This window comes from Polyangiaceae bacterium, from assembly GCA_020633205.1.
Taxonomy (GTDB): domain Bacteria; phylum Myxococcota_A; class Polyangia; order Polyangiales; family Polyangiaceae; genus JAHBVY01.
In genome coordinates this window covers 279,194-294,944 of the sequence record JACKEB010000014.1, presented here as the reverse complement: position 1 = coordinate 294,944, position 15,751 = coordinate 279,194, and the positions used below count along the sequence as shown (strand labels likewise).

Annotated in this window: 16 protein-coding genes; 9 read left to right on the top strand and 7 right to left on the bottom strand. The window is 63.1% G+C overall.

The genetic code is table 11. The features are described 5' to 3' along the window. Positions 1-43: 43 nt before the first annotated feature. Complete coding sequence (locus H6718_21360; GenBank protein MCB9587968.1) at positions 44-1,192, top strand: hypothetical protein; 1,149 nt, start codon at positions 44-46, stop codon at positions 1,190-1,192. A 5-nt stretch (positions 1,193-1,197) separates the two neighbouring features. Here the strand turns inward: H6718_21360 and H6718_21355 are convergent, their stop codons facing one another. Next, entirely contained in the window at positions 1,198-1,842 is a 645-nt protein-coding gene (locus H6718_21355) for a DUF4303 domain-containing protein (protein MCB9587967.1), read from the bottom strand. Between the two features lie 21 nt (positions 1,843-1,863). Further along, complete coding sequence (locus H6718_21350) at positions 1,864-3,180, bottom strand: hypothetical protein (protein ID MCB9587966.1); 1,317 nt, start codon at positions 3,178-3,180, stop codon at positions 1,864-1,866. A gap of 394 nt (positions 3,181-3,574) precedes the next feature. On the opposite strand from H6718_21350, the gene H6718_21345 reads away from it, so the two are divergent. The 5 genes from H6718_21345 to H6718_21325 all read left to right on the top strand — a co-directional run bounded on the left by H6718_21345 (position 3,575) and on the right by H6718_21325 (position 6,520). Further along, a complete protein-coding gene (locus H6718_21345) occupies positions 3,575-4,171 on the top strand; it encodes a hypothetical protein (protein ID MCB9587965.1) in 597 nt (198 codons plus the stop codon). A 160-nt stretch (positions 4,172-4,331) separates the two neighbouring features. Next, complete coding sequence (locus H6718_21340; protein ID MCB9587964.1) at positions 4,332-4,865, top strand: hypothetical protein; 534 nt, start codon at positions 4,332-4,334, stop codon at positions 4,863-4,865. Positions 4,866-5,004: 139 nt separating this feature from the next. After that, the gene (locus H6718_21335; protein ID MCB9587963.1) at positions 5,005-5,391 is read left to right on the top strand and encodes a hypothetical protein; all 387 of its coding nucleotides are present in this window, start codon (positions 5,005-5,007) and stop codon (positions 5,389-5,391) included. 162 nt (positions 5,392-5,553) lie between these two features. Then, complete coding sequence (locus H6718_21330; protein MCB9587962.1) at positions 5,554-6,048, top strand: CAP domain-containing protein; 495 nt, start codon at positions 5,554-5,556, stop codon at positions 6,046-6,048. A gap of 304 nt (positions 6,049-6,352) precedes the next feature. Beyond that, entirely contained in the window at positions 6,353-6,520 is a 168-nt protein-coding gene (locus tag H6718_21325) for a DUF1328 domain-containing protein (GenBank protein ID MCB9587961.1), read from the top strand. Positions 6,521-6,623: 103 nt separating this feature from the next. Here H6718_21325 and H6718_21320 read toward each other — a convergent pair whose 3' ends face one another. The 3 genes from H6718_21320 to H6718_21310 all read right to left on the bottom strand — a co-directional run bounded on the left by H6718_21320 (position 6,624) and on the right by H6718_21310 (position 8,344). Continuing rightward, positions 6,624-7,016, bottom strand: a complete 393-nt coding sequence (locus H6718_21320; GenBank protein MCB9587960.1) for a hypothetical protein — start codon at positions 7,014-7,016, stop codon at positions 6,624-6,626. 55 nt (positions 7,017-7,071) lie between these two features. Continuing rightward, positions 7,072-7,479: an AgmX/PglI C-terminal domain-containing protein gene (locus H6718_21315; protein MCB9587959.1), complete on the bottom strand. Its 408-nt coding sequence runs from the start codon at positions 7,477-7,479 to the stop codon at positions 7,072-7,074. Between the two features lie 337 nt (positions 7,480-7,816). Further along, a complete protein-coding gene (locus tag H6718_21310; protein MCB9587958.1) occupies positions 7,817-8,344 on the bottom strand; it encodes a hypothetical protein in 528 nt (175 codons plus the stop codon). A 371-nt stretch (positions 8,345-8,715) separates the two neighbouring features. Here H6718_21310 and H6718_21305 point away from each other — a divergent pair, with 371 nt between their 5' ends. The 3 genes from H6718_21305 (at position 8,716) to H6718_21295 (ending at position 12,266) form a co-directional block, all read left to right on the top strand. Next, a complete protein-coding gene (locus tag H6718_21305) occupies positions 8,716-10,131 on the top strand; it encodes a mechanosensitive ion channel (protein MCB9587957.1) in 1,416 nt (471 codons plus the stop codon). Between the two features lie 64 nt (positions 10,132-10,195). Beyond that, complete coding sequence (locus tag H6718_21300; protein MCB9587956.1) at positions 10,196-10,867, top strand: hypothetical protein; 672 nt, start codon at positions 10,196-10,198, stop codon at positions 10,865-10,867. A gap of 49 nt (positions 10,868-10,916) precedes the next feature. Further along, positions 10,917-12,266 carry a hypothetical protein gene (locus tag H6718_21295; GenBank protein MCB9587955.1) on the top strand — a complete coding sequence of 450 codons (1,350 nt, stop codon included), beginning with the start codon at positions 10,917-10,919 and terminating at the stop codon, positions 12,264-12,266. Between the two features lie 27 nt (positions 12,267-12,293). Here H6718_21295 and H6718_21290 read toward each other — a convergent pair whose 3' ends face one another. Then, complete coding sequence (locus tag H6718_21290) at positions 12,294-13,919, bottom strand: hypothetical protein (GenBank protein ID MCB9587954.1); 1,626 nt, start codon at positions 13,917-13,919, stop codon at positions 12,294-12,296. A 61-nt stretch (positions 13,920-13,980) separates the two neighbouring features. Further along, the gene (locus H6718_21285) at positions 13,981-15,708 is read right to left on the bottom strand and encodes a hypothetical protein (protein ID MCB9587953.1); all 1,728 of its coding nucleotides are present in this window, start codon (positions 15,706-15,708) and stop codon (positions 13,981-13,983) included. Between the last annotated feature and the right edge of the window lie 43 nt (positions 15,709-15,751).

Sequence of the window (15,751 nt, the reverse complement as noted above, 5' to 3'; positions counted from 1 at the left end):
ACGCTTTGGGGAGGCGGCTTTGAGCACTCATACGGGTTTGGGGGTGAGGCGAGACGGTTTCTGGCGCGGGCTCTGGGTGGCCCTGTGCATGGGCAGCGCCGTAGCCCAAGCGGGCTGCTCTGACTCGACCGATGAACAGGGGGGCGGCGTTAGTGGCTTACCGAAGCAACGCATCGTCACCGCCGATTTCCTCGAGCAGAAGCTCCGCGTGCTCGACTACTCCAGGGTGGTCGCGGGTCCAGCTGACGTCGCTGACGTCAGCTCGAAGTCGATCGATCTGGCGGGTTTTGCACCGGGGCCACTCCAGCTCGAGCTGACTCCAGATGGGAACGAGGCACTGGTCGCGGTGGGCACCGGCTTCTACGACAGCCTCGGCGTGGTGTTCGGTTTCCCCGAGGTGAGCGGCGATGGAGCATTGCTCGTCGTGAACCTGAACGACGACAGCGTCGTGCAGATCCCCACGGCGAGCGCGCCCATGGGTGTCGCGATCACGCCCGACGGCAAGTACGGCTTGTCCGCCAATTTCGGAACGAAGCTCGCCGGGGGTTCGACGCTGACCCGCGTCGACCTCGAGAGCCACAGTGTGGTCGAAGAAGTGGAAGTGGGTGGCAGCCCCGAACAGGTGCGGCTCTTCGACGGCTCCCTCGGCATGCTCAACACGGCGAGCCAAGGCGGCGTGCGCCGCTTCGACCCAACGGATGTGGAAGGCTCTTTGTCTGCCGTCGTACCGACGTCAGACGACCCCTCGGACATCGCCTTCGTGAGCGCTAGCAAAGCCGTCGTGATCGACTCCCGCGGCGCTGCGGGCTACTCCGTGGTGACGCTTGATGGTGGCGACCCCGGCATGACGGTTGTGGAACAGGTGCCCACCGATGGTATTCCGTACGGAATCTGCCACATCCCAGGCACCGACCAGGTGCTGGTCGGCATCGCCACCGGTGCGCCAGCCCATGTCGTGCGCGTCGACGTCAGCGCCAATCCGTCGACGGAAGTCACGACTTACGATCTCGGTAACACCGCCAGCACCTTCGTGATCAACGTCACCTGTTCACCCGACGGCAAGTTCGCCTTCGCGCCGGTCCCAAATGAAGACACCCTCGTCGTGATCAACCTTGAAACCGACGCGGTTCATCAAATCAGTGGCTGGAGCAATACCGCGCCGACGTACGTCGGTGTGTTTTTGGGGGAGTAGCAGCCTCACCCGAGCCGTCGCCTGAGCTGCCTGCCTCGCTTCATGTCGCGGAAGACGCGCTCGGCTTGATGCGCGGGGTTCAGGCGCTTGATGGAGCGCTTGGTGAGCTCGACGTCGCTGCTGAACACGCCGAGCATCACCCGCGAAGGCTGCATCACGAAGCCGCCGTGGGCGTCCAGATCGCGCAGCACCTCGCCGTAGAGTGTGCGCAGTTCAACCATCAAGGGCGCCCACTCGCTGTCCCAGCGGCGATCGAACTCCGAGCTGCTTTGCCTGGCGTCCAGGTGTCGGTCGAAACCCTGACGTAGTTCCTCGAGGCAACGGTTGACCTCAGCAAAAGCTTCGCTCTCCTGGTACGGCCACTCCCCGTCGAGCCAGCGTTGGCGATGCATCACCTCTTCGGAAGAGTCTTGACTGACAGGGGTCGCGCTCGGCAATTTGCGTAGCCCTTGCTTGCTTGCGGCAACGGCGCTCAGCGTGAGCTCGTCCTCCGAGAGCAGTAGCCCAAACACGTAGAACGTCTCGAGCTCGTGCTCCCGAAGGATCGCATGCCAAGCAGCGCGCGTTGCGTAGCGCAACGTGACGTAGAGCTCTTCCCGGCTGAAGCTCGGTGGGGGGTCGAGCCAGGCGGGCCAAGGTGGCTGGGGCATGCGCCGCGGAGCTTAGCAGAACTAGCGCGCTGTCGCCGAGCGGATCAACCAGTGGCTCCCGTTCCACTCGAGCAAGACGTCGACTGGCTTTGGCCAGTCCTTGCACGGCTTGGTGTCGTCGTCGGTGAGGGCACAGTAGGCGGTCAAGCGGCGCTCACCTTTGTTCCCTCCGGGAAACACCTCGTAGCTGAAGCTCACCGCCTGAGCGCCTTCGCGGGCGAGCGCCTGCTTCACTGCTTTCGTCAGCCGGGCGTGCACCGCCTCTAGCTCCGCTGCGCCGCTCTGCACTGTCGCTTGCCTGGCCTGGGCCCACTCAAGGCTTAGCCAGTCGTCCACTAGCTCGGGTATCTCCTTGGGGAAACCAAAGCGCTGCACCAGGGTGCCCGATTGATACTCCCAGCTCAGGTTCTTTCCGCGCACCATCGCCGGGCGAAACACCGAGTACCAGTCGGGGTAGGTGAAACTCACGCTGCTGCCCTCAGCCTTCACGCTGACGTCTTCGCACCAGCGGCCGCTCGTCTCGTGATCGAGCAGCGCCTTTGGCTGTTTGGGGTCTCCGCTCGGCTCGAGCACGCGCATACGCAGGGTGCGCCAGCACGACGCCATCCACGGGTGCGTGTTCACGATCGCAAGCAGCGGCTCTTGTGAGCCAGGCGGCTTGAGCACATCGAGATCCAGCAGCAAGAGCTGCTTCTGGTCATCCACTCCATCATGAGTCACCACGACGCGGGTGCGCACCTGACCCGCACGCCACTCATACAGCGCAATCCCCTGCCCTTGCTCGGTGTAGTAGCTCGCCACGGGGTATCCAGCCGCGAGGAGCACCCCAAAGTTCTCTCGATGGCTCGGGTCCTCGCTGATCAGGGACACTTGTTGGTTGAGTTGCTTTCCGCTGAGCCTCCCCCCACAACCCGACTGATAGAGCTCATCGAGGCGCAGACGGATTGCCTCGGCGATTGCACGCTGCGGCTCCTTCTCCGCGGATCGGCTCGCGACCTCGAAGGCATTCACGAATAGCTGCTGAATTTTCCGCGCGGGTTTTGGACAGGCACCGGGCTTGCTCGGGGGCGCGTCGTGGAGCTTTCCTTGGGGGTGAGGTGCGGCGTCCGTCCCCTGCACCACCTGAGAAGGCACTGGTAGCGGAGCAGACAGCACCACGGCAGCTGACGACTTCGCGACATTTGTCCTCACGGAAATGGCAGGCGCCGGCGCAGCTGCAGGCCGCGACGCGCAACCAAGGAGCAACACCAGACAACTCCAAACACCCACCACGAAACTCACGAGCACGCGCACGGCATGGAGACGCGGATCCGTGACAAGCTCCTTCCAGAGACCCACGCACGCTACCTCCGATGGCCTAGGCCCCTGATAATTCTAAAGAAATCGGACCGACCCGGGAATCTAACCAGGCGCTTCAGGAGTAACAGCCGGCATGACTACATGGACCCGAGCCGCATCCCTGTTCACCTGTCTTGGAGTGGCTGCGTGTGCCGCGAACGCAACCGCCCCTGTGTGCCCGCCAGCCGCTCCACGCGCCGTCGCATCGCTACCTTCCGCCTCGGCCGCTCCCGCAGATTCCGCGGCTCCGGTCGCCAGTAACGCCCCGGTTGCTCCACCTTCGGCCAGCGCGCCGCCTGCACCCACACCGACCGCAGTTCCAAGTTCCCCCGCGGAACCGCCCAAACCCAAACGCAACCCGTACGCCGAAGGCAGCGTCTACTACACCGAGGACATGTTCAAGTTCAATCTGCGGCTGACCCTCGGCAAGGAGTGCGATGAGGCCGCGTACTTGGCCTTCGAATGCAAGCAGCCAGGCACCTTGGAGATCTTGGAGAAGGAGACGGGCAAGCTGCTCCAAACCATCGCCCTCGACGAAGTGCGTGTCGCTCCGGATGAAGCCATGGGCCTCAGCCTCGGGATCGTCAATGGCTACGGCTCGATCCCCGGAACCCTGGCCATCGAAGACTACAACTTCGATGGCGAGCCAGACATCGCCGTCGTGCGCAACGACTGGGGGCTCTACCGCGGCCCGATGTACACCGTCTTCTTGTGGGACAAGCGCAAGAAGCGCTACGTACTCAACAAGCCGCTCACTGAGCTCACGGAAACGGACATCGTGTCCTTCAACCCCGACAAGAAGCTGGTCAGCGCCATGTGGAAAGACGGCTGCTGCAACCACGTCTACCGCGATTTCCGCATGGTCAACAATCGCCCGGTGTTGATCTACAAGCTCGTGATGAAGGAAGGCGACCAGCACGAAGAGCGCCTGGTTCATGGAGTTTGGAAGCGACGAAAGGTCTCCGGAGACGAACCGGACCTGCATCCGTAGGCGCTGGCCCGCGGCCACAAAGCAAAACCGGTCGCGGCAAGCGCCGTGACTGCGCTTCACAGCGTGGTCGTGGAGCGACTCCTGCCCTCACCCCCTGCGGCCGAAATCTAGGCGTTCTGGGCTGCGTTTGCGTTGGCTCAGGCTTTGCTCATGGGCGAGCATGCACGCGCCGCTTGGGATCCGTACTGGCACTGGCTTGCTGTGTTTGCTTGGGGGGTTAGGCGCACTGAACAGCGGCTGCATCAACTGCAGCGAGCGCATCGAACAGACCAGCGGCTGGATCGAAGTGAAGCGCGACGAAGCGTGTCCCCCAGTCAGCGACTCGCTCTACCTGAGCTACTCAGGAGACGATCTGCTCTCCGTTGACGGCCCAGGCAAGCAAGCCGTGCTGCAACCCGCCAGGCAACGCTGTTGCTACGATGGAGACTTCACGTTCCGCGGTAGCGAAACGCCAAGCTTGTGTCGCTACGTCGAGGGCGCCGAAGTCCCCGACGAGGGCGACGTGAGCCTGTGTCCGCAAACCGATCCGGCAGACGCGCCGAATCACTGGTGGTACGCCAACGACGGACTAGGCGGCAGCCGCGACGTCAGCGCCACACGCATCGGCGAGCCGCGCTTGGAGTCGGTCACGCCGCGCACCTGGCAGTGCGTGTATCCCATCACGGTGCGACGCACTGCAGACGTCTGCGGGTGATGTTCCAGTTCAGAACTGCAATGTCGCTCGTTGCCTGCGGGCTACGCTCCGAGCGTCGCTTGGAGGCTACGGTTGACGGGGACACAGGCGCATTTTAGCGGAGAATCCCCATGGAACGCAGCTTGCTCAAGGCTGCGACATGCAACGCGAAGACGCTTCCCCCTCGAACCGCGACGTTACGACGGGCGCCCAGGCCATCGAGAGCCTGTTCACCCAAGACTTGGAAGTCGACGTCACCGAACACAGCCAGGCAAACTTCTACGCCAGCCTCGAAGACAAGCAACCCCGAGGTGTCTTCGTCGCCACCTGGCTCACGCCGAGCATCGGCAGCAAGGTACGCGTGACCCTGACATTGGCAGGCATCGAAGAGTTCGAGTTCGAGGGCACCGTGGATTGGACACGCGACACCTTGCGTTCCACCACGTGGCCCGGAGTCGGCGTGCGCTTCCCAGCGATCCCCTCCGACGTGCGCGCCGCCGTCAGGCGCTTCAGCGAGTTGCGCGGCCCGCTGCTCTTCGACGCATAATTCCTTACGGAATTTTATTCTGGGGGCGCCAGCCCCGCGCTGCTTGGGGTGACGAGCCCACTTGGCCGCCCGGCCCGCGCGTCAGAAACCGACCGTACCGAAGCGATTTGATCACCCAAGCAGTGAAATTGGCCTAGCTCGCGGTCGCCCGAGCAGGAACAGCTGCAGGCTCGCTGGGAATCTCCGCACTGGCCTCATTCCCCCGAGGAAACACGATCAAACGTCGGCGGCTACGACGTACTAGGAGAGAACCTCTCCTATTGCGGAGGCACCGGCTGCGCGGATGACCCGGGCATCACCGACGGAAGCGGCAAGGGCGACGGCGAAGGTTGGTGGGAAGAGCGCAACGACTACAACTGGGCTGACGACAGTAGCAACGGCGTCACCTCTCACTACACCCAAATGGTCTCGTCCAATGTGTACGCGATTGGCTGCGCGACTCAGCGCTGCGACGCGCCCGGCCCGTTTGGCTGGGACGGCGAGTGGTGGTGGACGATTTGCCAGTACGGTCCCCGCGGCCAAGGCTACTGGGCACGAAGCCCTACGACGCGGGCTCCGGCGGCTTGGTCGAGCCGCCCGCATCGGTCTACGATCAGCACCCCGGTTTGTGCGGCCCCTGACTCGGTCCCAGTCTTCGAGCATGGCGTCGCAGCGTAGAGCCGCGATCTCCGTTTGCCTTTCTTGGGGGTGAGGGAGCAACTCGCCCAAAGTCAGGGGATTCCAACCAGTGTGGCGCTTGGGATGCGTGTCACATGCTGGCGAGGCAAGCGGGCTGGCGCACAGCGGGGTGAAGCGCAACGCGCGCCGCAGAATTCGGCTTTTCTGCGCACAAACTCGCCCTCCTCCGCGGTGGCACGTCGGTTGCTCTTTACTTGATTCAACTGAGGGCGCTCACCACCGAGCGCTCAACATTGAATCACAGACGCCGTGCGGATGCGCGGCGACTCGAGAGGAGCACACCATGCTAGGTTGGACATTGACCTTCTTTTTGATCGCACTCGTCGCCGCGTTCTTCGGCTTTTTCGGCATCGCTGGTGCCGCCGCAGGTATCGCCAAGATCCTCTTCGTCGGCTTCCTGATCCTCGCGGTAATCAGCCTGTTCACCGGCCTCGGTCGACGAACGGTTTAGCTAGACGACGCAGCATGAAGCTAGAGCCAAGAACCGCTCTTCACCACTGAAGGGAGCGCGGTTCTTGGCTCTTGTCTATTTGTGGCTAGCTAGCCTCAGTCCGCTACTTGCAGTCAGCGGGGCAGTTACATACATCTTCGCCAGAACCGCACGCGCCGTCGCCGCATTTCGCGCACACGTTGGCGTCCGGCGCTGCAGCACAGGCTTGCTTGTCCAGCGTGAGTGAGACCTGAACGAGTCCTTCACAACATGGGGGGTCAAAAGTTTTGCCGCTGCGCTGGTTGCCCTCCGCCACACACCCCGTCGACTGCTTCTCCGCGAGCTCTCGCGACACGCAGTTACTGCCCTGGATCTCTCCAGGGCGGCCGCAACAGATGTGCGTCCCATTGGCGTCCTCGCACGGCCCGTCGGGACCCTTTGCGGGGCCAGCGTTGCTGCCTGACTGACACGCGACGGAAACGAGCGAAACCAAGACACAGACGATGAGTCGTTTCATGGGCCCCGGAACGCCAAGCACATCCATGCCTTACACCCCCGCGTTGCCAGGACCGTCACGGAGCGCTGCTCGCTTCCGGCTCTGCGGCGCGAATCTCGATTGGAAGCGACAAGACCAGCGGCGCCGTCTGCCCCGTACGTCCGGTGTTGACGCTACGAATGACGTTGAGCAAACATGTTGTGAGCGGGGACTTGCGCAGCGACTCAGACGTTTGCTCTTCGTCGACGGCAACTGAGGTCACGCGCCCCGTCGAGTCGATCTCCATGCGAAACACGACTCTGCCGGACAGACTAGGATCCGTCTGAAGCGAGTTGTTGTAGCAGTTGCGAAGCGGCGCTCGCAATCGCGCGACACGCTCTGCTGCGGTCTCGCGCGACCCTGGGCGCGGCGAGCCACCGCTCGGACCAGGAACCTTCGGCGCCCGCCCAGACTCGAGGCCGTAGGGCGCTAGCTCGCCAAGCACGAACCCACCCGCTGCTGCAGTGGTACCCTCAGTGCGGGGCGATGCGCTCGCAATGGGGGCGTCCGTCGGGGGTTCTGTCCGCGCGGAACTAGCTGTCAGGGCGGAGGCAACGACTGTCGGCCGCTGGACCGCAGCACTCGCTTTTGGCTCGTGCGAGTTCGCCTGGCAAGCGACCACGAGCAACCCACAAAACACCGCCCGGCTCACCCAACGAGTCTAGCTCATGAGCCAAGCCGAGCGAGCAACAACAGCCAGGCATCGCGCCGCGCTTCTCCTCCATGAGCGCGGCGCGATGCCTTGTGCTTCCCCTCAATCACTCGATCTACGCTGTGCAAGATCACACGTGGGCGGAGTTCGCAGCCTGGCCCTTCGTGGTCTCGCTCTTGACCGCGAGGCGATCGAAGACGTCCTTGGCAATCTCGTGCTCCGACTTGTTGTCGGTGGAGACCATGACGACGTAGCCGCCCTTCTTGAGCACTTCCTGGCCGAGCTTCGCTTCGTGCTCGGTCACGCCGTAGCCAATCAGGCCACCTAGCGCGCCGCCAACGACGCCACCTGCCCCAGCGCCTGCCAGAGCCGCGACGATCGGCCCCGCGGCGAGAATGCCCACACCAGGAACGATCACGGTCGCAACCGCGGTGAGACCGGCGGCGAGGCCGCCGAGTGCGATACCCGCCGCACCGCCGATCGCGGCGCCCTCGGGTGCCTTGGTGTTGTCATCGATACGAGCGAACTCGTCCTTCGCTTGCTCAGGCATCATCACGCTGATGGCCTGCTGCCGCACGCCACGAGCGTAGAGCTCGTTGATGGCAGAGCGAGCCTTGAGAGACGAATCGAACGCACCGGAAATCACTTTGTTAGTCATGGCCTGGCGAAGAGCAACTCTCAGGCCAGATGAGGAAGTGCAGCTATCGCTTGAAATTCCCTGGCTTGCCTTCGACGTGGGAGCGGCGTACTGCCTCGACTCGCCATTTTTCCATACCACATAGAAACACGCTTACCGACGTCGCCATGGCACGGTGCCCCCATACGCTCCCGCCCGCCCCACCCCACAACACTTCCTTACGGAAATATATCGCAAGCCCAGCGAGGACGGTGAGCGAGGCACACCGCCCCGTCGATGCAGTAGGGCGCGCCCAAGCGCACACTCGGTCGCTGCCGATGTGCGCTTTTGCGGCATGAGGCGACCCAAAACCGAGGCTGTTGGGTGGCACGATCTTTCCAAAGCAGGGGGCGATGCTTACCCGCACTCAGTTGATTTGGACTTGCCTCGTCATCGCCATGCTTGGGGCCAGCGCGGGAGCCGCAGTGGCTCAAGAGAAGGCACAGCCTGACCCGATCCCGACGGTCTCTGCGCCGCCTGCAGTCGTCGTCGCGGCTCCCCCCACCGCAGCCGAGAGCAACTCTGTAACGCCACCCCAGGTGGAGGTAGAAGCGGCGCCGGTGGCGGAGCTGATGGACGACACCGGCACGCGGTTGCAGGCTGTGTTCAGGCGCATCGACCGCTTCGCGGGAGTGCAGGCAGATGCCACGGATGGCGTCGTTCGTCTCCGCGGGGAAGTTAAATCCACGGAGGACGCCAAGGCCGCCGAGCAGCTCGCCAAGAGCTTCAGTGGCGTCATCTACGTAGACAATGGGCTAACGACGCCCATCGCCGTCTCCGACCGCCTCGAGCCAGTCGGAGAGCGCGCCGAGCGCTGGATGGCCGGGGTGATCGCGCGGCTCCCCTTGATGATGATCGCGCTCTTGGCCCTGATCGGCGCGTGGGCCTTGGGGCGCTACGTGAGCCAGAGTCCGCGCCTGTTGAATCGAGTCGTGCGGAAGCCGCTGCTGCGAGACATCGCCCGCCGAGTCACTCGCATGACGTTCACGCTGATCGGCGTGCTGATCGCGCTAGAGATCCTGGACGCAACCGCAGTGCTTGGCACGCTGGTGGGAGCGGCGGGCGTGCTCAGTTTGGTGGTTGGATTCGCGTTTCGCGACATCGCGGAGAACTACCTGGCGTCCCTGCTGTTGATCGGTCGACGTCCCTTCGACGTCGGTGATGCGATCGAGATTGATGGTCAGATCGGCAAGGTGATGCGCCTCACCATGCGGGAAACCGTATTGATGACGTTTGACGGAAATCACCTGAGCTTGCCGAACTCGATGGTCTTCAAGGCGAAGGTGCTCAACTTCACTCGCAACCCACGGCGTCGCTTCGAGTTCGTGGTGGGCGCAGGAGTCGACGCCGATCTTCTGGAGGCCCAGCAGCTCGGCGTGCAGACGCTCCTCGAGGCGCCTGGGGTCATCCCCGACCCCAAGCCGTTCGCCCAGATCGAAGAGCTGGGAGATTCCAACGTGGCGATCCGCTTCTTCGGCTGGGTCGATCAACGAGTCACCGATTTCGCGAAGGCGCGCGGCGAAGCGATCCGCCGAGTCAAGACGGCCTTGGACGACGCGGGCGTCGACATGCCCGAACCGACTTATCGCCTGAAGGTTCAGGAGCGTCCCGCTGCCAAGCCAAGCGCTCGGGTCGAGGCGAGTGAAGTCGATGTCGCTCCGGACGACACCATCGATCGCGAAATCGCGGTCCACCAAGCCGCGGAGACGAACCTCATCGAGGGCCCCCGGGCGCGTCCGACCGCAGCCCAGCAGGCGAGCTTGAACTGAACAAAGACCCTTCACGTTTCGGTTCCACGCGGACTTTTGTTGGGTGCCGGTCTAGACTGCAAACATGCGGCTCCCGCTCTGCCTGTTGCTTGGTTCCCTCACCCTGACCGCCTGTGGCAGCGATGACCCGTCGCCAAGCCAAGAAGCCGGACGCGAGTGCAACCACCCAGAGGGCCAGATCGAGTACTCAGCAGAGAGCGAACTCGGCTATTCGCCGGAGGCGCTACTCGACCCGTTGCTTGGTGACCACACTTGCGTCTGGAATTGGAACGACCTCTCCGGACGCGATATTTCCCCCGCCAACTTCTCCCTCCCCCCAGGAGAGGCATCCAGCACGCTACGCTTTGAACTTGGCGCAGGGCCGTTGCTCTATGGCGTGGATACACGTCCTGGGGACGGCAACGGGGCGTTCAGTGGTTGCGCGTCCACAGCGATCTTCGCCCCAGTCAAGCTCGAGCTCTCCACAGCAGACGGGGTGCTGGACGACGACTTCGAGTTCGATGTCGGTCTCTATCTGGGGAAGCAGTTGGAAGGGGAGACCCGCATCGACCCCAATCAGCTAGAAGGCTACGCCTTCAGCTGGGTCGACTCGACATGGCAGGACCGGGGGCTCTTCCTATCCATCCGCGCGGAAAATAAGAGGCTAGCTGGCGAGCTGTCACAACGCGCTGACTTCCAGTCTGGTAGCCTGATGACGTCCACCGGGGCCGTCACCGGAAGCTTCACCTGCGACTAGCCCACGTTCTTTCGCGACAGCCAAGCGAAGGCAAAGCTATAACGCGAACATGCTGCGCCTCTCGACGTTCATCGTCTGCTTGCTCGGCGCATCGCTAACGTTGGGTTGTAGGAAGTCTGCAGAGCCAGAACAGAAGGCATTGTGCAGCGCTCCTTGCCCGAAGCCTGGACCTAGCAAGGAGGTGCTCAGGTTCCCTGACGTCTGGAAAGACTTCTGCAACGGGCCACGCTCGATCCCGTTCGAGATATTTGGAGGACGCCAGTTCGTCCGCGTGACGCTGCGAGGCCCGAAGGCGACTCGCGAAATTTGGTTCCACGTGGATACAACGGGAACCAGCAAGGGGGTACAGCTCGCTCGCTCAGTCGCGGAAGAGCTCGGGTATGCAAGCATCGCCGACCTGCCCAGCGGCTTGAGCATCGCGGGACACGAGATCGCGTTGCCAACCGGCGCTGAGTGGGAGCTGCAGGACGACGTCGCCTTTCGCCGCGACTACGCGCGACGCAAAGGCTTCTCTGTGGGTCAGCTCGGCGCTGGCTTCTTGAGTCGCTTCCACGTGTGCATCGACCCAGCCTCCAAGCGCTTGAGCCTCGGTGACCCCGCTGCGCTCGAGGTGGATCCGAAAGGAGGGAACGGCATCCGCTTCGTTTCTCAGATTCTGGGGTACAACTCCGCGCTCTACCCGGCCGTCGCCGCGGCGTTGGTGAAACGAGGCGAAATAGCGCATCAATACGGCTTCCTCATCGATACCGGGGCCTCCTCATCCATGCTGGACGAGAGTGTCGTAGCGTTTCACCACGGAAAACATCCAGACTGGCCTTTTGCCAGCGGAGCGTTTGGAGACGCCGATATGCTCGGCGGAGAAATCGCGGAGCAAGTGCTGGTCGTGCCCGAGGTCACGCTACTAGCACCCGGCTACAACCAACCCACCTCCCCCCCAAATGCGCAGAAGTTGAAGGCTGTTCAATTCGTCAGTCGCCCCACCGGTCAATGGGGAATGTTCGGCAGCGTGAAAGGCCGTGGCACGATCGGGGCCGTTGGCAACGATGTGCTTGCTCGCTATCGCCTGTTGATCGACTACGCGCGTTCGCGATTGTTCTTGGCGCCAGTCCCAAACGCCGCTGGGCCACTTTGGGAGCGCGTCGGCCTGAGCTTCGAGTTCAAAGACGGCTGCCCCGTGATCCGTCGCGTCGCCGAAGCGAACTCGCCAGCCCGCAAGCTGGTCAAAGTCGGAGACACGTTACTCAGCGTGGACGGCAAAGACGCGTGCAAGCTGTGGCATCACGAGCTCACTCAGGCCCTCGCCGGCAAAGTCGGGACACTGCACGACCTGGAGCTCCAACGCGGCGGAAGGAAGCTCCAGGTTCAGGTGCCCACGGTCCGCCTGCTCAGCGGCGAATAGGGCGCAGCAGCGAATAGGCAGCGAGCGTCAGCGCAAGGTCGGTTTCAGCGCCTGCTGCAGCAGCTCGTAGCTCGCACCAAAGCCGGTATCCAAGCGACCTGGAGTCGCGCCGTATTGGCAGAGTGACGCGATCTCTCCCCCGGAGTCCTTCGCGACGGCGAACTGACGAATGGTCGGGTAGGCGGGAACGGCTGTTTGCACTCCGCTACTATCGCAAATGGTGGTCTCGTTCGCGGTCTCGCAGAAGCAGCCGGAAGGATCACAGGCAACCGGCGTGGGCAGCGCGTCGATGCAAGCGAACTGTAGGCGACTCGTGAGGCCCGCCACATCGCCGCCATTCACAGCGTTCGTGTCGATGGGCGACAAGCCGTTCAAAGAGCTGGTTATCACGCGCTGCTCCGTAGTGGGCAACATGAACGGATCGCTTGGGCTGACGTAGGTCGACGGGTCGCCAACCAACGCGGGCCAGCGGCCAGCGCTCGTGAGCTCAGCGTTCGTCCGATAGCGCGTCCGACCGGCAGCGTCTGTTTCCGCCAGGAAATCAACGGGAGCACCACCGAGGACCAATAGTTGGACTTGTTGGGCGGCACGCTGGTTGTCGCTGAACAACGGGTTCGGCTGGGGTTCGGCCTTCGCACTTCCAGCTGGGAGCATGCGTTCTTTCAGCCCCGCGACGTAGCGCTCGATCGGGTACATGAAGTCGATACCCATGCGCCGCTTTTGATCCCAGCAGCGGAGCGCCGGGTCGTCGCCGTCCCCTGAGTCGCCTTCGCACTCGGAGAACTTGCTGAAGCATCCGTCCTTCTGGGCCATCGCGCAGGAGTAGCAACACGGGTCATTCGGGTTCGTTTGGCACGTCGCGGTGGAGTGAGCAGGTAGAGCATCAGCGTCCAGCGCAAGCCAGAACTGCCCCGCAGCTTGAATCGAGCAGTCGTCCTCGTCGCCGACAACCACGACAGCGACGTTGCTACCAGGACGCAGGAACGCTTGGCGCTGTTGCAGGAGCGTGTCGTCCACTCCCTGGGCCACGACACAGGAGTTCGTCGTGTCACTCGAGCTACAGGGACCAAGCACCAGTTCCTGGTACGGTTCTGGTTCCACAAGGAATCGGTACATGGCCTCGAGGGGCATCTCGTAGCCGCAACCCGACTCTCCAACGCTCAGAATTGCGTTTTGCAGGTTGGCTTTGAAGCTTGCTACGTCTCCGCCTTCGCGGAACTCAAAGACTCCCGCGGGTGACGCTCCGGAGACTCCTGAGCGCAAGGTGGGGATCAAATGAGCTCGGTCGTTGCGGCCAGCACAAACATCGGAACCCACGCTCCCCAAGCTTGAGCTGATCAGCGCTACGTTTAAATCTTTGACAGGAGCATGGATGCGCTCGCCCGCGGCGCACGGGGCTTCCGGGTCCGTTGGTGTCGTACGAGATCCATCGGGCGCCACGCAGTCGGGATTGGTCAGGCGATCCACCAACGCGCCAACGCTCTCCGCCAGGCGCTTTTGAGTGATCCCTGTGGACGCAGAGTCGTCCACCACCAGCAACAGGTCGAGCTGGGCACCAGCGCTTCCGCCCGAAGTGGCGTCATCGGAACCTCCGCATGCGGCGGCGAGAAGTATCAAGCTAACTGTCGAGAGACCAAGCGTGCGTCGAATCATCTGAGCTAGCTACGCCGGCAGGCGCTGGGTCTACCCCCACGCGAGCTATTTTCAGCGAGCGTCAGAACAGGCTCGGCCGCAAGGCCTGCTGCAGCAGCTCGTAGCTCGCACCAAAGCCGGTATCCAAGCGACCTGGAGTCGCGCCGTATTGGCAGAGTGACGCGATCTCTCCCCCGGAGTCCTTCGCGACGGCGAACTGACGAATGGTCGGGTAGGCAGTCGCGGCGATCTGCAAGCCACCTGAGCTGCACGCGGCGTCATCCTTGGGGACGTCGCACAGGCAGAAGTCTCCAACTGGGCACTCCAGGGGAAAGGAGAGGGGCTCAAGGCAGGCGTACTGCAGGCGATTGCTGATCTGCGTGGAGTCACCGCCGTTCACGGAGTTCGTCGCCGCGGGCGCCACGCCGCTGAGCGTGCTGACTTGAGTGCGCGGCGCGTCTGACTCGACCATGAACGAGTCCTGAGGTGGTTGGTAGGTCGATGGGTTTCCGACTAGCTGCGACCAGGAGCCAGCACCGGTGAGCTCTGAGTTGTCCCTGTAGCGGATGCTGCCATCAGCTTGCGTTTCCGTGATGTAATCTGCGGGCACACCACCGAGGGTCAAGAAGTGAACCTGGTTGGGGCTTCGGGTGCCATCGGCAAAGAGCGCGTTGGCGATCTCGTCGCCATTGGCTTGAGTAATCGTCTTCTTTCGTAGACCGCCAATGTAGCGATCCACGGGGTACAAGAAGTCGATCCCCATGCGGCGCTTCTGGTCCCAGCAGCGCAAGTTGACTTCGCCCTCCGCTGGGGTGTCGATACACTCGGAGTCCTTGCTTGGACAGCCGGCTACCTGCGCTTGCGCACAGGAGTAGCAACATGAGTCATTCGGATCGATGTCGCAGGTCTTGGTTGGTCGCGCGGCGAAGACATCTGGCTCGAACGCAAACCAATACTGGCCTCCGGCCGTGACCGAGCAGTCGTTCTCGTCGCCCACCATCACCACGGCGACGGTACTGCCGGGCCTCAAGAAGGCCCTCCGCTGAGCGAGCAATGCGTCATCCGTACCCTGAAGCTGAATGCAGCTGTTCCCCGGATCCGAACTGCTACACGGGACGTGCGCCAGGGTGGCGTAGGGAGCCGGATCCGAGAGGAAACGGAACATGGCCTCGAGTGGCATCTCGAAGCCGCAGCCGCTCTGCCCCGTGCTACGGATCGCCGCCTGCACGTTGCCAACCAAACCCTCGACGTCGCCGCCCTGCCTGAGTTCGTAGACTCCGTCGGCGCTTGCCCCTGGGAGCGAGTCCGCCAGTGTCGGCACCAGATGAGCTTGATCGTCCTGTAGATCACAATATTGGCTGCCGCCCGCACCCAAGCTGGACGTGATCACGCCGACGTTGAGATCCGACACCGGCGCGTGAACGCGCTCACCGCCGTTCGGGCACGCCTCCCCAGGACTAGCAGGCGTCGAGCGCGTACCGTGTTGTGCGATGCAGTCGGGGTTCCGTAGGCGCCGGATCAGGTCCCCGACGCTTTCAGCCAGGCGCTCGTGATGCACATGGGTGCCTGCGCTGTTGTCGACCACGAAGAGCAAGTCGAGCTGGGAGCTGTAGCCTTGAGGCTCTCCTCCGACGCCACCTCCGCCGCTCGAACCGCCAGCGCCAGATCCCCCGGCGCCCGAGCCGCCGCTCCCAGCGCTGCCAGACGTTCCACCTTCCCCACTCGGCTCACCGCTCGTGGCTCCGCCGCAACCAGCCGCCAACAAGAACAACGTACTCAATCCAGCGACGCACCAACCGAGCTTCTTCATTGAAAACACCTGATCCAAGGGTGAGAGCCAAGCTCTGGCACAA